This is a genomic window from Pseudomonas sp. S11P7 (genome assembly GCF_023195435.1).
GTDB classification, from domain to species: Bacteria; Pseudomonadota; Gammaproteobacteria; order Pseudomonadales; family Pseudomonadaceae; genus Aquipseudomonas; species Aquipseudomonas fluorescens_G.
Window position 1 is genome coordinate 4,638,807 of sequence record NZ_JALPKS020000002.1, and the last position, 25,157, is coordinate 4,663,963.

Consider the following 25,157-nt stretch of genomic DNA (forward strand, 5'->3'; position numbering starts at 1 on the left):
GGTACGTTCGTGCCACGCTTTGACGCCGCCGACCGCTCTGGATCTTGCATTGGGTATGGCCCCTGCATAAGTATCCGCAGGCACGACTCACGAGGTCGTACCTCACTACTAAAAAATGACAACAAATCATGAGGCCAACATGCTTAAACACGCGGTCATTCCGTTTTTAGTCGGCGCAGGCTTGTTAGCCTCCGCACCTTTCGCATCCGCTGCGACTAACCTGGTGTTCTGCTCCGAAGGCAGCCCGGCCGGTTTTGATCCAGGCCAGTACACCACCGGAACCGACTTCGACGCCTCAGCCGAAACCATGTTCAACCGTCTGACCCAGTTCGAACGCGGCGGCACCGCTGTGATTCCTGGTCTGGCGACCAAGTGGGACATTTCCGATGACGGCCTGACGTACACCTTCCACCTGCGTGAAGGCGTCAAGTTCCACACCACCCCGTATTTCAAGCCGACTCGTGAATTCAACGCCGACGACGTGCTGTTCACTTTCAACCGCATGATCAACAAGGACGACCCTTTCCGTAAGGCGTACCCGACCGAATTCCCGTACTTCACCGACATGGGGATGGACACCAACATCACCAAGATCGATAAAGTCGACGACCACACCGTCAAGTTCACTTTGAAAGAAGTCGACGCTGCGTTCATCCAGAACATGGCCATGAGCTTCGCTTCCGTGCAGTCCGCCGAGTATGCGGCCCAGTTGCTCAAGGAAGGCAAGGCTGCCGATATCAACCAGAAGCCGATCGGCACTGGTCCGTTTGTGTTCAAGAGCTACCAGAAAGATTCCAACATCCGTTACACCGGCAACAAGGATTACTGGAAGCCCGAAGACGTGAAGATCGACAACCTGATCTTCGCCATCACCACCGACCCGTCGGTGCGTATCCAGAAACTGAAAAAGAACGAGTGCCAGGTCACCCTCTTCCCGCGTCCGGCCGACCTCAAGGCGCTGAAAGAAGACAAAGCGCTGAAGATGCCTGACCAGGCCGGTTTCAACCTTGGCTACATCGCCTACAACGTCATGGACAAGGTCAAGGGCAGCAACGAGGCCAACCCGCTGGCTGACCTGCGTGTTCGTCAGGCGCTGGACATGGCCGTAAACAAGCCGCAGATCATCGACTCGGTTTACCAGGGCGCAGGCCAACTGGCCGTCAATGCCATGCCGCCGACCCAGTGGTCTTACGACACCACGATCAAAGATGCCAAATACGATCCTGAGAAAGCCAAACAGCTGCTCAAGGAAGCCGGCGTCAAGGAAGGTACCGAAATCGTCCTGTGGGCGATGCCGGTTCAGCGTCCGTACAACCCGAACGCCAAGCTGATGGCCGAAATGCTCCAGTCCGACTGGGCCAAGATCGGCTTGAAAGTGAAGATCACCAGCTACGAGTGGGGCGAGTACATCAAGCGTTCCAAAGGTGGCGAGAACCAGGCCATGATCATTGGCTGGAGCGGTGACAATGGTGATCCGGACAACTGGCTGAACGTGCTCTTCGGTTGCGACTCGCTCAGCGGCAACAACTTCTCCAAGTGGTGCGACAAGAAGTTCGACGGTCTGGTGAAAGAAGCCAAACGCACGACCGATCAGGGCAAGCGCACCGAACTGTACAAACAGGCGCAACACGTCCTCAAAGATGCAGTTCCGATGACACCTATCGCTCACTCGACGGTGTACCAACCCATGCGCGCCAACGTGCAGGATTTCAAGATCAGCCCATTCGGCTTGAATTCTTTCTACGGCGTCAGCGTCAGCAAATAAGACATTGCAACGGCGGCGTTTCTGACGTCGCCGTTGCTTTTTCTACCGGGAAAAAGGAAAAGGCCTACACCAAAATCCGTAGTAGATGATTGCTTCGGTATAGGCACGTCGACTTTTCCTACGAGCATTAAGGCATTTACGTATTTACTGCCAGAAGCACGGTGCCTACCGTCGCGTACTGACCAGTATCTGCGTGGGCCACCGGTTTGCCGTACGTACGGGTTTGAGCTCAATGGCGCCAAAACGTCTGTGGATGAGACGAGGGGCACATTGAACAACACTAAAAAGAGGGAGCGTCATGCGCCATACCTTGAAGTTTTCCGCATTGCTGGGTGCCGGCCTGTTGGCCGTGTCGTCCACCAGTTTCGCCGCACCGAAAAGCCTGGTGTTCTGCTCCGAGGGCAGCCCGGCGGGTTTCGATACCGCGCAATACACGACGGCCACCGATAACGACGCCGCCGAACCGCTGTACAACCGCCTGGTCGAGTTTGAAAAAGGCGCGACCAATGTCGTACCTGGCCTGGCAACAACGTGGGATATTTCCGAGGATGGTCTGAAGTACACCTTTCACCTGCGTGAAGGCGTGAAATTTCATACGACCCCTTACTTCAAACCGAGCCGCGACTTCAACGCCGACGACGTGCTGTTTACGTTCAATCGCATGCTCGATGCGCAGCAGCCGTTCCGTAAGGCTTACCCGACCGAGTTTCCGTATTTCAACGGGATGAGCCTGAACAAGAACATCGCCAAGGTCGAGAAGACCGGGCCGCTGACCGTGGAGTTCACGCTCAATAGTGTCGACGCCGCGTTCATCCAGAACATCGCCATGAGCTTCGCCGCAATCCTGTCCGCAGAATACGCCGACAAGCTGCTGGCCGAAGGCAAGCCGAGCGACATCAACCAGAAACCGATCGGCACCGGGCCGTTCGTGTTCAAGAGTTATCAGAAAGATTCGAACATCCGTTACACGGCTAATAAACAGTACTGGGATCCGAGCCGGGTCAAGCTCGACAACCTGATCTTCGCGATCAACACCGACGCCTCGGTACGAGTACAGAAGCTCAAGGCCGGCGAGTGCCAGATCACTTTGCATCCGCGCCCGGCCGATGTCGAAGCGCTGAAAGCCGACCCGAAACTGCAACTGATCTCCAAGCCCGGCTTCAACCTCGGCTACATCGCCTACAACGTCCGCCACAAGCCTTTCGACCAGCTCGAAGTACGCCAGGCGCTGGACATGGCGGTGAATAAACAAGGGATCCTCAACGCTGTTTATCAAGGCGCCGGTCAACTGGCCGTCAACGCCATGCCACCGACCCAATGGTCCTACGACGACACCGTCAAGGACGCCGCCTACAACCCGGAAAAAGCCAGGGAACTGCTTAAGGCTGCCGGCGTGAAAGAAGGCACCGAGATCACCCTGTGGGCCATGCCGGTGCAGCGCCCGTACAACCCGAACGCCAAACTGATGGCCGAAATGCTCCAGGCCGACTGGGCCAAGATCGGTCTGAAAGTGAAGATCGTCAGCTATGAATGGGGCGAGTACATCAAGCGCACCAAGAATGGCGAACACGACGTCAGCCTGATCGGCTGGACCGGCGACAATGGTGACCCGGACAACTGGCTCGGCACCCTGTACAGCTGCGACGCGATTGGCGGCAATAACTACTCGATGTGGTGCGATCCGGCGTACGACAAGCTGATTAAACAAGCCAAAGTCGTGACTGACCGTGAGCAGCGCACCGTGCTTTATAAACAGGCCCAGCAATTGCTTAAACAGCAAGTGCCGATCACCCCAGTCGCCCACTCGACGGTCAACCAACCGTTAAGCGCCAAGGTCGAGGGCTTCAAAGTCAGCCCGTTCGGCCGCAACGTATTTTCGGGCGTCAGTATCGATTAAACCCACCGATTAGCCGCAACGCTGAGGGGAGCCGTCTACTCCCCTCACGCAAGCGCTTTGCCGAAATTCGCCCATCAGGCCTTCTGCAAACGTTTGCGATGTGTGAACGAGTTCTAAACCAATAACCGGCATACCAAAAAAAGCCGGGATAAAAAGAAAGTAAAGGAGCTTCACCCATGAAACTGAGCAGCACCGCGATACTGGCCCTGGCCATCAGCAGCATCACCGCTACGGCTTATGCGGAAACCCAAAGCCAGGCGTTCACGCCGGTTACCGTCAACGAAAAGAGCGCCCAGGCCGAAGCCACCGGTTTCCTCGAAGGGCAATCGATCAGCGGTTCGACCCGTAACTGGTACGCCAATGAACAACTCAAGCGCGGCGGCAAGTTCGCTTACCGCAAGAACGGCCAATCCAACGAAACCGACCGTCGCATCAACTGGGTGCAAGGCACGATCATCAAGTACAACTCGGGCTTCACCGAAGGTACCGTCGGTTTCAGCACCGAAGTGGCCGCGTACAACGCCATCGCGCTGGAGCGTGACCGCGAAAACCTGGCATCCAACAACGGTGGCGCACCGGGCACCCGCCCAGGCGCCGGCAACAACCGTACCCTGACCAAAGAAGGCGGCGACGCCCAGGGTCAGTGGAGCAAAGTGGGCCTGGCCAACGTCAAGGCACGCATCTCCAACACCACCCTGACCGCCGGCCGCATGAACTTCAGCAGCCCGCAGGTCGACGTGATCGGCAACCGTCCGCTGCCATCGAGCTTCGAAGGTATTGCGTTGCACAGCGAAGAGCTGAATAACCTGTCGTTCGACCTGGCCACCTTCGACCGCGTCTCGCCGCGTACCGAAGAAAGCCTGAGCAAGTTCCGCTCCGAGTACGGCGACATCAACGCCGAAGCCGACCACGTCAACACCGCCGGTATCTCGTACCAGCCGTTCGCCAGCCTGACCACCAGCCTGTGGGGCACCCAGGCCGAAGACCTGTGGAACCAGTACTACTTCGGCGCCACCCACGTATTGGGTGACAGCTCGATCCTCAGCCTGACCACCGGCCTGAACTACTACAAGACCGTCGACGAAGGCAAAAAGCTGCTGGGCGACATCGACAACGACACCTACTCGCTGTCGTTCGGCCTGACCCACCTGGCGCATACCCTGACCTTCTCGTATCAGGAAGTGAACGGTAACGAGTACTTCGACTACCTGCACGAAACCAACGGGATCTACCTGGCCAACTCCCTGCTCTCGGACTTCAACGGCCCGAACGAGAAATCCTTCCAGGTTTCCTACGGCATCAACATGGCCGAATACGGCGTGCCGGGTCTGAAATTCAACATCTACCAGGCGCGCGGCTGGGGCATCGACGGCACTCACTACAAGGGTGGCGGCTATGACGGCGTGCAGGCGATGGACGGCGAGCACCACTATGAATACGGCGTCGGTGCAACCTACGCGGTACAGAGCGGCCCGCTTAAAGCAACGACGATTCGCGGCACTTACACCGCGCACCGCGCCAGCGAAAACCAGGCGGACGGCAGCATCAACGAGTTCCGTCTCGTGACCACCATCCCGTTCAACATTCTGTAAAAACGCCAACCGACGGCTGACTCATGATGAGTCGGCCGTTCGGTTTTTTGTCTTCAACCGATTGCAGAGGGTTATCGATGAAAATGCTTCCCCTACGTGCGGCCATCGCGGCTGCGTTGCTGAGTGTCGCTGTCGGCGTCTCGGCCAAACCCTTGGTGGTCTGCACCGAAGCCAGCCCGGAAGGCTTCGATATGGTCCAGTACACGACTGCAGTCACGGCGGATGCTGTGGCCGAAACCATCTTCAACCGCCTCGCCGACTTCAAACCCGGCACCACCGAGGTGATCCCGGCACTTGCCGAGTCCTGGGACATCAGCGAAGACGGCCTGACCTACACGTTCCATCTGCGCAAAGGCGTCAAGTTTCACACCACCGAATATTTCAAGCCGACTCGCGACATGAACGCCGACGACGTGGTCTGGAGCTTCCAGCGTCAGCTGGACCCGAATCACCCGTGGCACAAACTGTCGAGCGTGGGCTTCCCGTACTTTGAAAGCATGGGCTTCAAGGAATTGCTCAAAAGCGTCGAGAAAATCGACGACAACACGGTCAAGTTCACCCTGACCCGCCGCGAAGCGCCGTTCCTGGCCGACATCGCCATGGCGTTCTCGTCGATCTACCCGGCCGAATACGCTGACCAGTTGCTCAAGGCCAACAAGACCGGCGATCTGAACAACAAGCCGATCGGCACCGGCCCGTTCATCTTCCAGCGCTACGCCAAGGACGCGCAGGTGCGCTTCAAGGCCAACCCGGACTACTTCCGTGGCAAGCCACCGGCCGACGCGCTGATTCTGGCGATCGCCACCGACAACAACGTGCGTTTGCAGAAGCTCAAGGCCAACGAGTGCCAGATCGCGCTGTATCCGAAGCCGGACGACATTCCGAGCATCAAGAAAGACAGCAACCTGAAAGTCGACGAGCTGGACGCGATGACCGTTTCGTACATCGCCATGAACACCCAGCACAAATACATGAGCGACGTGCGTGTGCGTAAAGCCATCGACATTGCTTTCGACAAGGAAGCCTATGTCAACGCGCTGTTCGGCAAAGGCAACGCGTCGGTGGCGGTCAACCCGTACCCGCCGACTCTGCTCGGTTACAACCACGACCTGAAAAACCCGCCACGCGACCTCGACGCCGCGCGCAAGCTGCTCAAGGAAGCCGGCGTACCGGAAGGCACCGTGTTCACCCTGTTCACCCGCAACGGCGGCGGCCCTACCAACCCCAACCCGATGCTCGGCGCGCAGATGATGCAGGCTGACCTGGCGAAAGTCGGGATCAAGATCGACATTCGCGTGATGGAATGGGGCGAAATGCTCAAGCGCGCCAAGGCCGGCGAGCACGACATGGTGTCGGCCGGATGGGCGGGCGACAACGGCGACCCGGATAACTTCCTGACGCCTATGCTCAGTTGCGAGGCGGCCAAGAACGGCGAAAACTACGCGCGCTGGTGCAACGAGAAATTCCAGGCGCTGCTGGATCAGGCACGGGCTAAAGTAGATCCGGCCGAACGCGCCGCGCTCTACGAGCAGGCGCAAGTGCTGTTTAATCAGGACCAGCCATGGATCAGCATGGCCCATACTCGGATGTTCACTGCAATGCGCAAAAATGTAGAGGGCTACCACATCAGCCCTCTCACAACCAATAACTTCGCCACCACCCAGGTGAAGTAGATAAGAAACGCCCGGCGTCCCTGACCTGAGGGACGCCGGACACGCCTAACCGGCTGATGAGGTACCACACAAGATGTTTAGTTTTATTGCCCGCCGACTGGGGTTGTTGATCCCCACGTTTTTCGGCATCACCTTGCTGACTTTCGCGTTGATTCGCATGATTCCGGGCGACCCCGTGGAAGTGATGATGGGCGAACGTCGGGTCGACCCCGAAATGCACGCTCAGGCAATGGAACGCCTGGGGCTGAACAAGCCGCTGTATGCCCAATATCTGGACTACATCGGCAAACTGGCCCAAGGCGATCTCGGTGAGTCGTTGCGTACCCGTGAAAGCGTGTGGACCGAGTTCACCTCCCTTTTCCCGGCGACCCTGGAACTGTCCATGGCCGCCCTGCTGTTCGCCGGCATACTCGGGCTACTGGCCGGGGTGATTGCGGCACTCAAACGAGGATCGCTGTTCGACCACGGGGTGATGGGCATCTCCCTCGCGGGCTACTCGATGCCGATCTTCTGGTGGGGCCTGATCCTGATCATGTTCTTCTCGGTAAGCCTGGGCTGGACGCCGGTTTCCGGGCGGATCGACCTGCTGTATGACATCGAGCCGAAAACCGGCTTCATGCTGATCGACACGCTGCTGGCCGATGACGTCGGCGCGTTCTTCGATGCCCTGCATCACCTGATCCTGCCGGCCATTGTGCTTGGCACCATTCCGCTGGCGGTGATCGCGCGGATGACCCGTTCGTCGATGCTCGAGGTGCTGCGTGAAGACTACATCCGCACCGCCAAGGCCAAAGGCCTGTCGCCGTCGCGCGTGGTGTTCGTCCACGGTCTGCGTAACGCGTTGATCCCGGTACTCACCGTGGTCGGCCTGCAGGTCGGCACACTGCTGGCCGGTGCGGTCCTGACCGAAACCATCTTCTCCTGGCCCGGCATCGGCAAATGGCTGATCGAAGCCATCGCCGCCCGGGACTATCCGGTGGTGCAAAACGGCATCCTGTTAATCGCCTGCCTGGTGATTCTGGTCAACTTCGTGGTGGACATCCTCTACGGCTTTGCCAACCCACGCATCCGTCATCAGCGCTGAGGTCAATACCCATGAGCACTCCAACATCCTCAGTAGCCACCGCCACGTCCGCCGTGGATCAAAGCCTGCTGTACCCGTCGCCGTACAAAGAATTCTGGCAAGCCTTCGCGAAAAACAAGGGCGCGGTTGCCGGCCTGCTGTTCATGCTACTGATCATTTTCTGCGCGATCTTCGCGCCGTGGGTCGCACCGCATGACCCGAGCGAGCAATACCGCGACTTCCTGCTGACGCCGCCGGCGTGGCTCGAAGGCGGCCAGTTGCAGTTCCTGCTCGGCACCGATGAACTCGGTCGTGACCTGCTGTCGCGCCTGATCCAGGGCTCGCGCCTGTCGCTGCTGATCGGCTTGTCGTCGGTGGTGATGTCGCTGATTCCGGGGATTCTGCTGGGTCTGTTCGCCGGTTTCTTCCCGAAGATGATCGGCCCGACCATCATGCGTCTGATGGACATCATGCTCGCCCTGCCGTCGCTGCTACTGGCCGTGGCGATCGTCGCCATCCTCGGCCCTGGCCTGATCAACACCGTGATCGCCATTGCTGTGGTGTCGCTGCCGTCGTACGTGCGTCTGACCCGTGCCGCGGTGATGGGCGAACTGAACCGCGACTACGTCACCGCCGCGCGTCTGGCCGGTGCCGGTCTGCCGCGTCTGATGTTCATCACCGTGCTGCCCAACTGCATGGCGCCGCTGATCGTGCAGGCGACCCTGAGCTTTTCTTCGGCGATCCTCGATGCCGCCGCACTGGGCTTCCTCGGCCTCGGCGTGCAACCGCCAACCCCTGAGTGGGGCACCATGCTGGCCTCGGCCCGCGACTACATCGAACGCGCCTGGTGGGTAGTCAGTCTGCCTGGTTTGACCATTTTGCTCAGCGTGCTGGCAATCAACTTGATGGGCGACGGCCTGCGCGATGCGCTGGACCCGAAACTCAAGAACGCCGCCTGAGGAGATTCCCATGTCACTGCTAGAAATCAAGAATCTCAACGTCCGCTTCGGCGACAAGAGCGCTACTCCGGTGGTCGACGGCCTCGACCTGAAAGTCGACAAAGGCGAAGTGCTGGCCATCGTTGGCGAGTCGGGTTCGGGTAAATCCGTGACCATGATGGCGCTGATGGGCCTGATCGAGCATCCCGGTATCGTCACCGCTGACTCGCTCAGCTTCGACGGCAAGGACATGCTCAAGCTGAGCAACCGTCAGCGTCGGCAGATCGTCGGCAAAGACCTGTCGATGGTTTTCCAGGATCCGATGACCGCGCTGAACCCGAGCTACACCGTCGGTTTCCAGATCGAAGAAGTGCTGCGCCTGCACCTGAAAATGTCCGGCAAGCAAGCGCGCAAGCGTGCCATCGAACTGCTGGAAAAAGTTGAAATCCCGGGCGCCGCCAGCCGTATGGATGCCTATCCGCACCAACTGTCCGGCGGCATGAGCCAGCGCGTCGCGATCGCCATGGCAATTGCCGGCGAGCCGAAACTGCTGATCGCCGACGAACCGACCACCGCGCTCGACGTGACGATTCAGGCGCAGATCATGGATCTGCTGCTGGCGTTGCAGAAAGAACAGAACATGGGCCTGGTGCTGATCACTCACGACCTCGCCGTCGTCGCCGAAACCGCTCAACGCGTCTGCGTAATGTATGCCGGCCAGGCCGTGGAAGTCGGTCAGGTCCCGCAACTGTTCGACATCCCTGCGCATCCATACAGCGAAGCGCTGCTCAAGGCGATTCCCGAGCACAGCCTCGGCGCCTCACGCCTGTCGACCTTGCCGGGTATCGTCCCGGGCCGTTACGACCGTCCGCAGGGTTGCCTGCTGTCGCCGCGCTGCCCGTACGTGCAGGACAACTGCCGCGCACAGCGTCCCGGCCTTGACCCGAAAAGCAACAGCCTCGCCCGCTGCTTTTACCCGCTGAACCAGGAGGTGGCGTAATGGCCGTCGTACTTACCGCCCGCGACCTGACCCGTCACTACGAAGTCTCCCGTGGCCTGTTCAAGGGCCATGCGACCGTGCGCGCACTCAACGGCGTGTCGTTCGAACTGGAAGCCGGCAAGACCCTCGCCGTGGTCGGCGAATCAGGCTGCGGCAAATCCACCCTCGCCCGCGCCCTGACGCTGATTGAAGAGCCATCGTCCGGCTCGCTGAAAATCGCCGGCCAGGAAGTGGCCGGTGCCGACAAGGCTCAGCGCAAGCAACTGCGCAAAGACGTGCAAATGGTTTTCCAAAGCCCTTACGCGTCGCTGAACCCTCGGCAGAAAGTCGGTGACCAGCTCGGCGAACCGCTGCTGATCAACACCAATCTTTCCGCTGCTGAACGTCGCGAGAAAGTCCAGGCGATGATGAAGCAGGTCGGCTTGCGTCCCGAGCACTACCAGCGCTATCCGCACATGTTCTCCGGCGGTCAGCGCCAGCGCATCGCCCTGGCCCGGGCAATGATGCTGCAACCGAAAGTGCTGGTGGCGGACGAACCGACTTCGGCGCTGGACGTGTCGATTCAGGCCCAGGTGCTGAACCTGTTCATGGACCTGCAGCAAGAGTTCAACACTGCCTACGTGTTCATCTCGCACAACCTCGCGGTGGTGCAGCACGTAGCCGATGACGTGATGGTGATGTACCTCGGCCGCCCGGTGGAACTGGGCCCGAAAAACGCCATCTACGAGCGCCCGCTGCACCCGTACACCCAGGCGCTGCTGTCGGCGACCCCGACCATTCACCCGGACCCGAACAAGCCGAAAATCAAGATCGTCGGCGAGTTGCCCAACCCGCTGAACCCGCCACCGGGCTGCGCTTTCCACAAGCGCTGCCCGTACGCGACCGAGCGTTGCAGCACGGAAGAACCGGCGTTGCGTGAACTGGATAACCGGCAGGTGGCTTGCCACTACGCCGAACAATTCCTCGACGGCGCGGCGTAAGCCGATCCGCAGAGCGACACAAAGCCAATTGTAGGCCTTCGCCTGCTCGCGATAGCGGTTCATCAGTCACCGATAATGTTGACTGTAATGACGCCTTCGCGAGCAGGCTCGCTCCCACAGCGGATTTGTATCGATTCAGGAATCATGCGTTAACCAAACCCCTTCACCCCGATTGCGCATCAGTCGAGGCCGAAGGGGTTTTCTTTTGCCTGCAATCTACGTCTGGCTGTCGCCCTCATCATCCGGGTCATCGCTGTCCGGCTCGTCGGTCGTCGAGTCGTCATCATCGGAGCTGCCGGCCTGATTCATATCCCCCGGCTCCGACTCGGACTTGGCAATCATCAGCCCGCTGTGCCCGACCTGCCCATTAAACGCCTGCGAATCGTGATCTTCACACTCGGCCCACGCCGTCGCGGTGCCAAGGGACAGCATTACCATCACTTTCAACAGCATCAAAACCCGTAGCAATCTGCTTTTCATGGCCGACTCCATCCTGTTGCGCTAAGACATGCTTGCCGGATTGGCTTGGTGTGAAATCTAGTTGCGAACCGTCCGACTCACCACGTAGGACGCCACGGCACGGGCAGAAATGCCCTTGATGGACAGATTGCTTTCGAATAACGCCGATAACTGAAACAGCTAAGCGGCGCGCGTCGCCTGCCAGGTCAGCGGAATCGAGAGCAGCACCAGCAGCGCACTCATCAGCCAGACACTGTGCCCGCCAAACTCGCCATAGAGCTGCCCGCTGAGCACCGGTGACACTAATGCGCTGGCGCTCCAGCTCATGAAGAACAGCCCGAAGTACTGACCGCTTTTGCCGCTCTGGGCAAACTGCATCGCCAGTACATTCAGCGGCGGCATGAACAACGCCTCGCCCAGCGTCCAGATCAGCGTCGAAAAACAGACAAAAGCCAACCCGGAACCGAACGGCAACATCCCCAGCCCACAGGCCAACAGCACACTGCCGACGAGCATTTGCCAACGCGCACCGCAGCGTTCGACCGAGTGCGATAGAGGTATCTGCAATGCAATCACCAACAGCGCATTGAGCCCGAACTGCCAGCCAATCGCTTCGGTGCTCAGGTGGTAGTAATCACGCAGATAATTGCCCAGCGTGCTGTAGACCGTGTCGAACGCGATGCCCAATACGGCCGTCGCCGCCAGCAACCAGAGGAACGGCTGGTCGCGATACGGCGAGCCGGCAGCGACATCCAGCGATTGCCCCTGTTTCAGGATCGGTCGACGCCACGTCGTGCGGACGAACCACAACAACGCCAGCATCGTCATCGCCGCACTGACGAAAAACACCCAACGAAAATCCGCCTGCGCCAACACCCCACCCGCCACCCCGGCGGCGGCCATGCCCAGATTACGCGCCACCCGACTCAGGGCCTGCGCCCGCGAACGCTGTGCGGCTTCGCAATATTCCATGATCAGCCGCTGATGCAGCGTACGAATCGCTCCGTCAATCACACCACTGAGCAACAACAAACCGGCCAGCCACACCACCTGCGTCACCAGCCCCAGCAGCATCAGCACCCACACCGAAACAAAAAACAGCGCCGCCGTCAGCCGCGCCGTGCGCACATGATCACTGAGCCAACCGCCGAGCATCGAACCCACCAGCAAACCCGCGCCATAAGCCGAAAGCAGCCAGCCGACGGTTTCAATCGCAAAACCCAACTCCTGACGCAGGTACAACGCCATGAACAGCTTGACCATGGCGCTGAGGCGATTGATGAACAACAGCGCTGCGAGGACCCAGGCCATTGGAGTGAAATAGCCGTTGGGGCGCAGGAGATGGGTCAGTCCTTTGAGCATGAAACGTCCGCTGAGGGCGAAAGATCTTTGAACACTAAACCGGATCAAGGGGAATGTCGCGAGGCTAGGGCCTGACGATATAAAAGCAGAGTCGGGCTACGCTGCTGAAGCAAATTGCTTACAGAAAGTTCGGCATGCCTGACAGTTCCTCATTTTCAAGCAGCAGCAAAAAACACCCTCACCCTAGCCCTCTCCCGGAGGGAGAGGGGACTGACCGTGGTGAATTCAAGAGTTACGCCGACTTGTGATACCGAGTCGAACTCAAACTTCAAAGCCAACCAAAATCGGCTCCCTATCCAAGGGGAGAGGGCTGGGGTGAGGGGCGAATCCACCGAAAATCTCAAGCCATGCGACGCTTCTAACCACTCAACAATGAGCGTTAGCTCGCGTGCTCTTGATCTTGATCTTGCCTAACCAGCGACATCGGAAGGCTGAGTGGAGGGATTGATCCGGGCGTGGGAGCGCAGCGACCGTACGACGAAGTCGTACACAGCGGAAGGAGGTGCAGCGAAGCAAACCGTAGCCGCTGCGCCCGGATCGATCCCGGAGCGAAGGGACCCGAGCCTGCGAGGGCCGAACGCAGGAGCAAGCCTTTTTGGGTACTTTTTCGGCGCCTGGAAAAAGTGCCTCGCCGTAAGGGCGAAACCGCCAGCCGCAACACCCCAAAAAACGGATATGCCCCCAAAACAACCAGAACATGGTCGGCCCAGAGGCCGCCAATACCAAAACAAAAAAAAGCCCCCAAGGCCTACACCTCAGGGGCTTGCAGAACAACAACTCAAAGCTTAATGATGTTCCCGCGTCGCACGGAATTTCACATCCGGCCAGCGCTCTTCCATCAACGCCAGATTCACCCGCGTCGGCGCCAGATAGGTCAAATGCCCACCGCCATCCAGTGCCAGGTTCTCCACCGCCTTGTTGGAAAACTCCTCAAGCTTCTTCTTGTCGCTGCACTCGATCCAGCGCGCCGAATACACCGTGATCGGCTCATACGAGCACTCGACCTTGTATTCCTCTTTCAAACGACTCGCGACCACATCGAACTGCAGCACACCGACGGCGCCAAGAATGATGTCGTTGCTGCGCTCCGGGAAGAACACCTGCGTCGCGCCCTCTTCCGCCAACTGCTGCAAGCCCTGACGCAGCTGCTTGGATTTCAGCGGATCACGCAGACGCACACGACGGAACAGTTCCGGGGCGAAGTGCGGAATACCGGTGAAACCGAGGACTTCGCCTTCGCTGAAGGTATCGCCAATCTGGATCGTGCCGTGGTTATGCAGACCGATGATGTCGCCGGCGTAGGCCTCTTCCAACTGTTCACGCTCGGAGGAGAAGAACGTCAGGGCGTCGCCGATGCGCACGTCCTTGCCGGTGCGCACATGCCGCATCTTCATGCCTTTTTCGTATTTGCCGGAGCAGATTCGCATGAAGGCGATGCGGTCGCGGTGTTTCGGGTCCATGTTCGCCTGGATCTTGAAGATGAAGCCCGAGAATTTCTCTTCGACCGGCTCGACGGTGCGCTCGTTGGCGACACGGGCCAGCGGGCGCGGCGCCCAATCCACAACGGCGTCGAGCACGTGATCGACACCGAAGTTGCCCAGCGCGGTACCGAAGAACACCGGGGTCAGTTGACCGTCGAGGAATTCCTGCTGGTTGAATTCGTGGCAGGCGCCCTGCACCAGTTCCAGTTGTTCGATGAAACGCTCGTACTCGTCGCCCAGATGCGCGCGCGCCTCGTCGGAGTCGAGTTTCTGGATGATCTTGGTTTCGGTGCGTTCGTGACCGTGGCCCGGGGTGTAAACGATGATGTAGTCATCGGCCAGGTGGTACACGCCCTTGAAGTCGCGGTAGCAGCCGATCGGCCAGGTGATCGGCGCCGCCTTGATCTTCAGAACGGCTTCGATCTCGTCGAGCAGTTCGATCGGGTCGCGGATGTCACGGTCGAGTTTGTTGATGAAGCTGACAATCGGCGTGTCACGCAGACGGCAGACGTCCATCAGCGCAATGGTCCGTGGCTCGACACCTTTACCGCCGTCGAGAACCATCAGCGCCGAGTCCACCGCGGTCAGGGTGCGGTAGGTGTCTTCGGAGAAGTCTTCGTGGCCCGGGGTGTCGAGCAGGTTGATCATGTGTTCGCGATAGGGGAACTGCATGACCGACGTGGTAATGGAAATACCCCGCTGCTTCTCCATCTCCATCCAGTCGGAGGTCGCATGGCGATCGGATTTACGGGATTTCACCGTACCGGCCACCGCAATCGCCTTGCCCATCAACAGGAGCTTCTCGGTGATCGTGGTTTTACCGGCATCGGGGTGGGAAATAATGGCGAAAGTGCGGCGTTTCGCGACTTCGGCGGCCTGTTGGGTCATGGGAAATCGCCTGGCGGTGATTCAAAAAAGGGCCGCGATTATAGCCCAACTCAGGACAATAACCGAACCGTTGAGCACATTAAGGGTGGCCAAATGCTGCCTCAGATGGGAACCTTTTAAAGCAAGGAGACGTCCATCCCCTGTTACGAATCTTCGTCAGGGGCTGAAAAATCAGCAAGTTAGCCTGACGAGGCTGCGCTCATGGCTCGCTTTCACGCCGCTTGGCCGGTGCTGGAAAACGGCTACTTTTCGCGAACGCTGACTTCGGCAGCCAGGAATGGCTTGCCACGCGGAGCAGCGCTCGCCGACTACAAAAAAAGGAGTCCGCCTGTGGCTATCCGCTATGGCAAAGGGCTGATGGGAGGTGCGGTGGTGATCGCGCTCCTGGCCCTGCTGGTCCACTGGATCGGCATCAACACGATCGAACATTACCGCGACGATTTGTTGTTTTACCTGCAAGCTCATCTGGTTCTCGTCCTCGCTTCCATGCTGGCCGCCCTCGTCGTGGGCATCCCCGCCGGTATCTTCCTCAGCCGCCCGAACATGGTCGGCCGCGCCGAACGCTTCATGCAGATCTTCAATATCGGCAACACCGTGCCACCGCTGGCCGTGCTCGCGATCGCGCTGGGCATCCTCGGCATCGGCAGCGGCCCGGCGATCTTCGCCTTGTTCCTCGCCTCCCTGTTGCCGATTGTGCGCAACACCTACGAAGGCCTGAAAAATGTCCAGGGCTCGCTGAAAGAAGCGGCCGTCGGCATCGGCATGACGCCGCGACAGGTGCTGTGGAAAGTCGAATTGCCCAACGCCGTGCCGATCATTGTCGGCGGCGTGCGCGTGGCGCTGGCGATCAACGTCGGCACCGCACCGCTGGCGTTCCTGATCGGCGCCAACAGCCTTGGCAGCCTGATCTTCCCCGGCATCGCTCTGAACAATCAGCCGCAACTGCTGCTTGGCGCCGCGTGCACCGCGCTGCTGGCGTTGTTGCTCGATGGCGTGGTCACCCTTGCCAGCCGTCTCTGGCTGGAACGCGGTTTGCGCCCGTCTTAAGGCGTTGTGAAGGAATATTTATGAAACGACTCAGCTTGATCCTAGGCTGCTTCCTGCTGCTTGCAGGAATCGCACAAGCCGCTGAAAAACCGGTGATTCGCCTCGGCGCCCGGGTCTTCACCGAGCAGACCCTGCTCGCCGAAATCACCGCGCAATACCTGCGCAGCAAAGGTTATGACGCGCAGATCACCGGCGGTCTGGGCAGCAACCTCGCCCGCAGTGCCCACGAAAGCGGACAGCTGGACCTGCTCTGGGAGTACACCGGCGTGTCGCTGGTGGCCTACAACCATGTCACCGAAAAACTCGATAGCGCGCAGTCCTACGCCCGGGTCAAGGAACTCGACGCAAAGAAAGGTCTGATCTGGCTGACGCCGTCGAAATTCAGCAACACCTACGCCCTCGCCCTGCCGAAAAAAATCGCTGAGCAATATCCGCAGATCGGCAACATCAGCCAGCTCAACGACGTGCTGCGCGCCGAAGCCAAGAGCAATCACCTGGTGGCGCTGGATACCGAGTTCGCCAACCGTTCCGACGGGCTCGACGGCATGGTCAAGCTCTACGACATGAACCTGACCCGCAAGAACATCCGCCAAATGGACGCCGGCCTCGTCTACACCGCGCTGCGCAACGGTCAGGTATTTGCCGGTCTGGTCTACACCACCGACGGCCGCCTCAACGCCTTCGGCCTGAAGTTGCTGGCCGACGACAAGCATTACTTCCCCGACTACACCGCCGCGCCCGTGGTGCGTCAGGCCACGCTGGACGCCAACCCGAAACTGGCCGAACAACTCAAGCCGCTGGCCGAACTGTTCGACGACGAAACCATGCGCCAGCTCAACGCGCGGGTCGACGTCGACCACGAAAGCCCATCGTCCGTTGCCGCCGATTTCCTGCGCCAGCACCCATTGAATTAAGAGAGGAGAAGTCATGGAATTTCTGAACGCCTTTTCCCATCTCGACTGGCAGCAGGTGATGCACCTGACCTGGCAGCACATCACCCTGGTCGGCATCGCCGTGACCCTGGCGATCGTGATCGGCGTGCCGCTGGGCATTCTGATGACGCGCTTTCCGGCCCTCGCCGGCCCGTTGCAGGCCAGCGCCACGGTGCTGCTGACCGTACCGTCGATCGCGCTGTTCGGCCTGTTGCTGCCGTTCTATTCGAAGTTCGGCCAGGGCCTCGGCCCGCTGCCGGCAATCACCGCAGTGTTCCTGTATTCACTGCTGCCGATCATGCGCAACACCTACCTCGCCCTCACCGGCGTCGAGCCGGGCATTCGCGAAGCCGCGCGCGGCATCGGCATGACCTTCGGCCAGCGTCTGCGCATGGTTGAACTGCCAATCGCCGTGCCAGTGATCCTCGCCGGCGTGCGCACCGCCGTGGTGATGAACATCGGCGTGATGACCATCGCCGCGACCATTGGCGCCGGCGGTCTTGGTGTGCTGATCCTCGCCTCCATCAGCCGCAGCGACATGTCGATGCTCATCGTCGGGGCGCTGCTGGTCAGTCTTCTGGCGATCTTCGCCGACCTCTTTCTCCAATGGCTGCAACGCTCGTTGACTCCAAAAGGACTCCTGAAATGATCGAACTTCAAAAACTCAGCAAAACTTTCCAAAGCAACGGCAAAGATGTGAAAGCCGTGGACTCGGTGAGCCTGACCGTCAATGAAGGCGAGATCTGCGTGTTCCTCGGGCCATCGGGTTGCGGCAAAAGCACCACGCTGAAAATGATCAACCGCCTGATCAAACCGACCTCGGGCAAGATCCTGATCAACGGCGAAGACACCACCGACCTCGACGAAGTGACCCTGCGCCGCAACATCGGTTATGTGATCCAGCAGATCGGTCTGTTCCCGAACATGACCATCGAAGAGAACATTGTCGTGGTGCCGAAGCTGCTCGGCTGGGACAAACAGAAATGCCACGACCGCGCCCGCGAACTGATGAGCATGATCAAGCTCGAGCCCAAGCAGTATCTGCATCGCTATCCGCGTGAATTGTCCGGCGGCCAGCAACAGCGTATCGGTGTGATCCGCGCACTGGCAGCCGACGCGCCGCTGCTGCTGATGGACGAGCCGTTCGGCGCGGTCGACCCGATCAATCGCGAGATGATCCAGAACGAATTCTTCGAGATGCAGCGCGCGCTGAACAAGACCGTGATCATGGTCAGCCATGACATCGACGAGGCGATCAAGCTTGGCGACAAAATTGCGATCTTCCGCGCCGGCAAACTGCTGCAAATCGATCATCCGGACACCCTGCTCGCGCACCCGGCGGATGATTTCGTCAGCAACTTCGTCGGTCAGGACAGCACGCTCAAGCGTTTGCTGTTGGTGAAAGCCGAAGACGCGGCAGACAACGCGCCGTCGGTGAGTCCGGAAACGCCGGTGGCCGATGCGCTGGAATTGATGGACGAACATGACCGTCGCTACGTCGTGGTCACCTGCGCCGAGAACAAGGCGCTGGGCTATGTCCGCCGTCGCGACCTGCATCGCCAGACCGGCACCTGCGCGCAGTTCCTGCGTGAGTTCAACGCCACCGCGGCGTACGACGAGCACTTGCGCATCCTGCTGTCGCGCATGTACGAGTTCAATCGCTCATGGTTGCCAGTGATGGATGCCGAGCGGGTGTTCCTCGGCGAGGTGACGCAGGAGTCGATTGCCGCGTACTTGAGTTCTGGGCGCTCGCGGGGATGAAGACCAACATCGTCTCGCCGGCTGAGGCCGTGGTCGCCTGATTAATCGGTAAAACACAAATCCCTGTGGGAGCGAGCCTGCTCGCGAAAGCGCAATGTCAGTCGCTGCTATGTCGATTGTGAAATTGCCTTCGCGAGCAGGCTCGCTCCCACAGGATTTGCGTAATTTTTTCTTCATTCACGAGCCGGAAAAGAATCTCAACACCCGCTCCTCTGAATGGCCCTCGAACCTACTGTCTGAAACACCTAAAATCCCCCTCCCGCCCCTCCATCGCCGCTAACATCGCCGATGTTGCCGCCATCACACTTACCACTGACTTCGCCGCCAAAAGCCGCGAACGTGCAGGTATGTTTAACACTCGAAAAATTGCCGGGAACATCTTTCCGTCATCTCGGTCGGCTACAAGGAGTGATGAACGCGTCGCACGTCAGAAGCGTGCAAAAACGCGACATTTTTAGTTGATCTCAACCCCCTCACGCCCTAAAGTTCGCGCCGAACGTCCATGCTGGAAACGATCCATCCGGCTCAAGTACTGACGACGAGACAGCAAGGCCAAGGGATAGCTGCACATCCCTGGGCCTTTTTGCTTTCGGCGACATGCCTTGGGAAGTAGGCGAACCAAAGTGGGGATACGGAGGGCGTTCATTTGCACCCATTGATACTTTTTGTTTGCCAGTAGGAGTTCCCAGCATGTCGATCAAGGTCGAAGATTATTTCGCGCGCGCCACTTTTGACAAAATGAAGGCGTTCGCCGACAAACAGGAAACCCCGTTCGTGGTGATCGACACCGCGATGATCGCCCAGGCCTACGATGACCTGCGCGCCGGTTTCGAATTCGCCAAGGTCTACTACGCGGTCAAGGCCAACCCGGCGGTCGAGATCATCGACCTGCTCAAGGATAAAGGTTCAAGCTTCGACATCGCCTCGATCTACGAGCTGGACAAGGTCATGGACCGCGGCGTCAGCCCGGACCGTATCAGCTACGGCAACACCATCAAGAAATCCAAGGACATCCGCTACTTCTACGAGAAAGGCGTGCGTCTGTTCTCCACCGACTCCGAAGCCGACCTGCGCAACATCGCCAAGGCTGCGCCGGGCTCGAAAGTTTACGTGCGCATCCTGACCGAAGGCTCGACCACCGCTGACTGGCCGTTGTCGCGCAAGTTCGGCTGCCAGACCGACATGGCCATGGACCTGCTGATCCTCGCCCGCGACCTCGGCCTGGTGCCTTACGGGATCTCGTTCCACGTCGGTTCGCAGCAGCGCGACATCAGCGTCTGGGACGCAGCGATCGCCAAGGTCAAAGTGATCTTCGAGCGCCTGAAAGAAGAAGACGGCATCCACCTCAAGCTGATCAACATGGGCGGCGGCTTCCCGGCCAACTACATCACCCGCACCAACAGCCTGGAAACCTACGCCGAAGAAATCATTCGCTTCCTGAAGGAAGATTTCGGTGATGACCTGCCGGAAATCATTCTGGAACCAGGCCGTTCGCTGATCGCCAACGCCGGCATCCTGGTCAGCGAAGTGGTGCTGGTGGCGCGTAAATCCCGCACCGCCGTCGAGCGCTGGGTGTACACCGATGTGGGCAAGTTCTCCGGCCTGATCGAAACCATGGACGAAGCGATCAAGTTCCCGATCTGGACCGAGAAGAAAGGCGAGATGGAAGAAGTGGTCATCGCCGGTCCGACGTGCGACAGCGCCGACATCATGTACGAGAACTACAAGTACGGCCTGCCGCTGAACCTGGCGATTGGTGATCGTCTGTACTGGTTGTCGACCGGGGCTTACACCACCAGTTACAGCGCGGTTGAATTCAACGGGTTTCCGCCGTTGAAGTCGTATTACGTTTAACAGGCAGCGGCAAGTTTTGAGCTGTTAGCTGCAAGTGAAAAAGCCCACGATTTTGTGGGCTTTTTTGTGGGTGTTCGGTTGGGAATCTTCGTTGTGCTTCAAACCGAGGCCCCTCACCCCAGCCCTCTCCCGAGGGAGAGGGAGCCTATGTGTATGCTTTTCAAAAATTGAGTTCACTGGATATTTCAGGTCGATGTATAGCGCGAGAACGGCGCGGTCGGTCCCCCCTCCCCCTGGGAGAGGGCTAGGGTGAGGGCTTTGCGGTTTCAGCCGCGCTGCAATTCTGTGTACCGAGCCGAGTACCGAGCCGCCATCGCCTGAACCCTCGGATCTGCCGCATCAGCCAGCGTCTGACTCGCCACCCGCAGAAAATTCAGATTGCCACCCACCAAGGCTTTCTCCAGCCAAACGAGCGTCTCATCAATCCTGCCCTCCGCCGCCAACACCGCCGCATAACTGAACTGCCCACGAAAATCCCCGCCCTCAGCCGAGCGCCGATACCAATCACGCGCCGCCGTAAGATCCGCCGGGCACACCTGCCCTTCTTCCAGATAGCGCCCCAGCAGATTCATCGATTTCGCATGGCCCAGTTCAGCCGCGCGCGAATACAGCGCCAGCGCCTGCAGATGATCAACCGCGACACCGCGCCCGGTGGCGAGCAAATTGGCGAGGTTGTACATCGCCCAATCCAGCCCGGCTTCTGCGGCGATCCGATAATGCTGCGCCGCGACCAACGCATCCGCCACACAACCCCAGCCATGCTCATGACAGCGCCCGAGCATGTTGCGCGCCATCAGATGCCCACGCTCGGCGGCAATACCGAACCAGCGCAGCGCCAGCGGTTGATCCTGAGCGATGCCTCGGCCATCGAGCAAGATCTGCCCGAGCAACGCCTGCGCTTCGACTTCGCCCTCACCTGCTGCCAGCAGAATCGCCTGTGCGGCACGGGCCGGGCTTTCTTCAAGCATCGCCGTCAACCCGGCCGCATCGAGGACTTCCTCGCGGCGCAACTGGAAACTCATACCTCGACCCAGCGGCGCAGCAAGTTGTGATAAGTGCCGGTGAGGCGGATCAGCGAAGGGTGGTCGGGAACATCATGCGTGAGTTGCTGAATCGCCCCGTCCATCTCGAACAGCAACGCGCGCTGGCTGTCTTCGCGCACCAGACTTTGCGTCCAGAAAAACGAGGCATAACGCGCGCCACGGGTGACGGCGTTGACCTTGTGCAGACTGGTGCCCGGATACAACACCATGTCGCCGGCCGGCAGTTTCACTTGTTGCGTGCCGTAGGTGTCTTGAATCTCCAGCTCGCCGCCGTCGTAATCCGCAGGCTCACTGAAAAACAACGTGGCCGACAAATCGGTACGCACGCGCTCGATGCTGCCCTTGGGCTGGCGTACGGCGTTGTCGATGTGGAAATCGAAACTGCCGCCGGCCGTGTAACAGTTGATCAACGGCGGAAAGACCTTGTGCGGCAGCGCGGCGGACATGAACAGTGGGTTTTTCCACAGCCGTTCGAGCATCGCCGCGCCGATTTCCTTGGCCAGCGGATGGCCTTCGGGCAGTTGCAGATTATGCTTGGCCTTGGCCGATTGAAAGCCCGCAGTGATCTTGCCATCGGCCCAATCGGCCTGCTCCAGCGCCTGACGGATACGCTGCACCTCTTCTTTGGCGAACAGTCCGGGAATGTGCAGCAGCATGGCGATGTCACCTGATGGCAAAGAGGCGGCAATGGTATTGATTCTTATTGCCCGTGTAAAACGCCGGGGACGAATGAACTGGTAAAAACCGTAAGGTTAAATTGTAAAGAATGTAAATTTGTCGCGAATAGTAATTTTTCGCAATTGATACAAATACCTGTTTACCCTATATTCCGCCGCCTCAAATCCTTGGGGAGGGGAATAAAAATGGCACGTCAACACGCACAATTACCGGTCAGTTCACCACGTCTGCTCGCCTCGGCAATCGGCGTGGCAATCACCGCCGGCTCCGCAGGCCAGATGGTGTTCGCCGCGGAAAAGACCGAGAGCAAAGCCTCCGGTAATGCCATCGCCCTGGACGCCACCGCCATCACTGGCGAAGCTCAGGACTCGACGTCCTATCAAGTCGAAAAGGCTTCCTCGCCCAAGTACACCGCGCCGCTGGTCGATACGCCGCGCTCGGTCACTGTCATTCCGCAACAGGTGCTCAAAGACACCGGCGCGCTGAACATGCAGGACGCGCTGCGCACCGTGCCGGGCATCACCTTCGGCGCCGGTGAAGGCGGCAACCCGCAGGGCGATCGTCCGTTCATCCGCGGTTTCGACGCGCAGGGCGACACCTACCTGGACGGCGTGCGCGACACCGGTTCGCAGAGCCGCGAGATCTTCGCCGTCGAAAACATCGAAGTCAGCAAGGGCCCGAACTCCGCCATCGGCGGTCGTGGCGCGGCCGGCGGCAGCATCAACCTGGTGAGCAAGAAAGCCTATCTGGGCAATTCGTTCGACGGCGGCTTCACCTACGGCTCCGACCAGACCCAGCGCTACACCCTCGACGGCAACTATCAGTTCAGCGACAGCGCTGCCGGCCGTCTCAACCTGATGAGCCACGAGAGCAACGTCGCCGGTCGCGACAAGGTCGATTACGACCGCTGGGGTATCGCACCGTCGCTGGCGTTTGGCCTGGGCACCGACACCCGCGTCAACCTCGATTACTACCATCTGGAAAGCAACGACACGCCGGATTCGGGCATCCCGTACACCATGTCCAACCGGTGGTTCGGCCGCGCGCACCAAGTCCAATCCGGACAAGCCGTACGCCGGTGGCGATCACGACAATTTCTACGGTCTGGACCGCGACTTCCGCAAGGGCCGCACTGACACCGCGACCTTCGCCATCGAGCATGACCTGAACGATTCGCTGACGCTCAAGAACACCCTGCGCCACGGCACCAGCATGCAGGATTACATCCTCACTCAGCCGGACGACAGCAAGGGCAACGTCAACAATGGCAGCGTCTGGCGTCGCGCCAATACACGGGTGAGCAACACCGAAACCACCACCAACCAGACCGACCTGTTCGGGACGTTCTACGTGGCCGGTTTCAAGAACAGCTTCTCCACCGGGGTCGAATACACCCGTGAGCAGAGCGAGAAATCCTCGTACAACGTCAACACCGACACCACGCCGCGCACCAGTGCGGTCACGACCAACTGCAACCCGGGCCTGATCGGTGCCGCCAGCGGTTACAACTGCACCTCGCTGTCGAATCCGAATCCGAACGATCCGTGGAACGGCGCGATCTCGCGCAACTACGCCGGCACCGACACCCAGGCCGACACTTACGCGCTGTACGTGTTCGACACGCTGGAGCTGTCCGAGCAGTGGCTGGTGAACATGGGCCTGCGTTACGACCACTTCGACACCGATTACAAGACCTACAACGCAGCCGGTCGCACCACTTCCAAGGGCGATGACACCAGCGAGTTCGTTACCGGCCAGTTCGGTGTGGTCTACAAACCGGCGGAAAACGGCAGCATCTACGCCTCCTACGCCACCTCCGCCACGCCGCCGGGCAACACCCTGGGCGAAGGCCAGGAAGGCAACCCGCTGGGCGGCACGCCGGATCGCAGCGGCAACCTGCTGAGCAGCGACATGGAGCCGGAAACCACCAAGAACTACGAGATCGGCACCAAGTGGGATCTGCTCAATGATCGCCTGTCGCTGACCGCTGACATCTTCCGCACCGAGAAAGAAAACGCCCGCGTGCAGGTTGACACCAGCTCGTACGAAAACGCTGGCAAGACCCGCGTGCAAGGTTTCGAGCTGTCGGCCAGCGGCAAGCTCACCGATAAGTGGCAGGTCTTCGCCGGTTACGCGTTCATGGACAGCGAACAGGTTGACGGCGGTCCGTTGGGCCGCGCCAACGACGGCAACGATCTGCCGAACACGCCAAAAAACAGCGCCAGCCTGTGGACCACTTACCAGGTCACGCCGAAGCTGACGATCGGCGGTGGCGCGTTCTATGTCGACGACGTCTACGGCAGTGTCGCCAACACCACGATGGTCGATTCCTATGTACGTTACGACGCGATGGCCGCCTACAAGCTGACCAAGAACGTCGACCTGCAACTCAACGTGCAGAACCTGACCGACGAAACCTATTACGACAAAGCCTTCTCGACCCACTTCGCCAACCAGGCGGCGGGCCGTACGGCGCTGTTGAGCACCAACTTCCACTTCTGACCGATGTGAAAACAGAGGCAAATGTGGGAGCGAGCCTGCTCGCGAAAGCGGTAACTCAGTCGGCATCATCGTCACTGACCCACCGCATTCGCGAGCAGGCTCGCTCCCACATGAGATATGCCGCAAGGCCAGGCCCCGTTCATTCAATTGAACGGGGCTTTTGCGTGTTACGAAAAACGCTTCACGACAACCCACGGCATAATGCGCGCCGTGATGACAACTTTCGAACGGACGGCGAGTGA

Annotated in this window: 17 protein-coding genes and 2 pseudogenes; 14 read left to right on the top strand and 5 right to left on the bottom strand. The window is 59.5% G+C overall.

The genetic code is table 11. The features are described from left to right. Positions 1 to 139: 139 nt before the first annotated feature. The 8 genes from M0746_RS21470 (at position 140) to M0746_RS21505 (ending at position 10,908) form a co-directional block, all read left to right on the top strand. Positions 140 to 1,765, top strand: a complete 1,626-nt coding sequence (locus M0746_RS21470) for an ABC transporter substrate-binding protein (RefSeq protein WP_258450512.1) — start codon at positions 140 to 142, stop codon at positions 1,763 to 1,765. 298 nt (positions 1,766 to 2,063) lie between these two features. After that, positions 2,064 to 3,662, top strand: coding sequence for an ABC transporter substrate-binding protein (locus tag M0746_RS21475; RefSeq protein ID WP_258450513.1), 1,599 nt, complete (start codon positions 2,064 to 2,066; stop codon positions 3,660 to 3,662). Between the two features lie 176 nt (positions 3,663 to 3,838). Further along, positions 3,839 to 5,254 carry an OprD family porin gene (locus M0746_RS21480; RefSeq protein WP_258450514.1) on the top strand — a complete coding sequence of 472 codons (1,416 nt, stop codon included), beginning with the start codon at positions 3,839 to 3,841 and terminating at the stop codon, positions 5,252 to 5,254. Between the two features lie 77 nt (positions 5,255 to 5,331). Then, a complete protein-coding gene (locus M0746_RS21485; RefSeq protein ID WP_258450515.1) occupies positions 5,332 to 6,927 on the top strand; it encodes an ABC transporter substrate-binding protein in 1,596 nt (531 codons plus the stop codon). 73 nt (positions 6,928 to 7,000) lie between these two features. After that, positions 7,001 to 8,011 carry an ABC transporter permease subunit gene (locus tag M0746_RS21490; RefSeq protein WP_258450516.1) on the top strand — a complete coding sequence of 337 codons (1,011 nt, stop codon included), beginning with the start codon at positions 7,001 to 7,003 and terminating at the stop codon, positions 8,009 to 8,011. 11 nt (positions 8,012 to 8,022) lie between these two features. Next, complete coding sequence (locus M0746_RS21495; RefSeq protein WP_208938760.1) at positions 8,023 to 8,949, top strand: ABC transporter permease subunit; 927 nt, start codon at positions 8,023 to 8,025, stop codon at positions 8,947 to 8,949. Between the two features lie 10 nt (positions 8,950 to 8,959). After that, entirely contained in the window at positions 8,960 to 9,928 is a 969-nt protein-coding gene (locus M0746_RS21500) for an ABC transporter ATP-binding protein (RefSeq protein ID WP_258450517.1), read from the top strand. Further along, on the top strand, positions 9,928 to 10,908 hold the full coding sequence (locus M0746_RS21505) for a peptide ABC transporter ATP-binding protein (protein WP_208938762.1): 981 nt from the start codon (positions 9,928 to 9,930) through the stop codon (positions 10,906 to 10,908). The genes M0746_RS21500 and M0746_RS21505 overlap by 1 nt, the downstream gene beginning before the upstream one ends. Positions 10,909 to 11,124: 216 nt before the next feature. On the opposite strand, the gene M0746_RS21510 is transcribed toward M0746_RS21505, so the two are convergent. The 3 genes from M0746_RS21510 to M0746_RS21520 form a co-directional block, all read right to left on the bottom strand. Then, a complete protein-coding gene (locus M0746_RS21510) occupies positions 11,125 to 11,388 on the bottom strand; it encodes a hypothetical protein (RefSeq protein ID WP_258450518.1) in 264 nt (87 codons plus the stop codon). Positions 11,389 to 11,547: 159 nt separating this feature from the next. Next, complete coding sequence (locus tag M0746_RS21515) at positions 11,548 to 12,729, bottom strand: MFS transporter (protein WP_258450519.1); 1,182 nt, start codon at positions 12,727 to 12,729, stop codon at positions 11,548 to 11,550. 785 nt (positions 12,730 to 13,514) lie between these two features. Then, positions 13,515 to 15,098, bottom strand: coding sequence for a peptide chain release factor 3 (locus M0746_RS21520; RefSeq protein WP_093104726.1), 1,584 nt, complete (start codon positions 15,096 to 15,098; stop codon positions 13,515 to 13,517). Between the two features lie 357 nt (positions 15,099 to 15,455). On the opposite strand from M0746_RS21520, the gene M0746_RS21525 reads away from it, so the two are divergent. The 5 genes and pseudogenes from M0746_RS21525 to M0746_RS21545 all read left to right on the top strand — a co-directional run bounded on the left by M0746_RS21525 (position 15,456) and on the right by M0746_RS21545 (position 20,692). Next, a complete protein-coding gene (locus M0746_RS21525; protein ID WP_172833351.1) occupies positions 15,456 to 16,145 on the top strand; it encodes an ABC transporter permease in 690 nt (229 codons plus the stop codon). A gap of 20 nt (positions 16,146 to 16,165) precedes the next feature. Next, a complete protein-coding gene (locus M0746_RS21530; protein WP_258450520.1) occupies positions 16,166 to 17,059 on the top strand; it encodes a glycine betaine ABC transporter substrate-binding protein in 894 nt (297 codons plus the stop codon). 13 nt (positions 17,060 to 17,072) lie between these two features. Further along, positions 17,073 to 17,726, top strand: coding sequence for an ABC transporter permease (locus M0746_RS21535; RefSeq protein ID WP_090281735.1), 654 nt, complete (start codon positions 17,073 to 17,075; stop codon positions 17,724 to 17,726). Beyond that, positions 17,723 to 18,879, top strand: a pseudogene (locus M0746_RS21540) (osmoprotectant ABC transporter ATP-binding protein OsmV). Before M0746_RS21535 ends, M0746_RS21540 begins: the two are co-directional and overlap by 4 nt. 649 nt (positions 18,880 to 19,528) lie before the next feature. Then, a complete protein-coding gene (locus M0746_RS21545; protein ID WP_258450521.1) occupies positions 19,529 to 20,692 on the top strand; it encodes a type III PLP-dependent enzyme in 1,164 nt (387 codons plus the stop codon). A 266-nt stretch (positions 20,693 to 20,958) separates the two neighbouring features. Here the strand turns inward: M0746_RS21545 and M0746_RS21550 are convergent, their stop codons facing one another. Together M0746_RS21550 and M0746_RS21555 are read right to left on the bottom strand one after the other, a co-directional pair. Then, positions 20,959 to 21,714: a tetratricopeptide repeat protein gene (locus M0746_RS21550; RefSeq protein ID WP_258450522.1), complete on the bottom strand. Its 756-nt coding sequence runs from the start codon at positions 21,712 to 21,714 to the stop codon at positions 20,959 to 20,961. Then, positions 21,711 to 22,391 carry a Fe2+-dependent dioxygenase gene (locus M0746_RS21555; RefSeq protein WP_258450523.1) on the bottom strand — a complete coding sequence of 227 codons (681 nt, stop codon included), beginning with the start codon at positions 22,389 to 22,391 and terminating at the stop codon, positions 21,711 to 21,713. Before M0746_RS21555 ends, M0746_RS21550 begins: the two co-directional genes overlap by 4 nt. A gap of 207 nt (positions 22,392 to 22,598) precedes the next feature. Between M0746_RS21555 and M0746_RS21560 the strand changes: the two are divergent. Next, positions 22,599 to 24,915, top strand: a pseudogene (locus tag M0746_RS21560) (TonB-dependent receptor). The last annotated feature ends 242 nt before the right edge of the window (positions 24,916 to 25,157 follow it).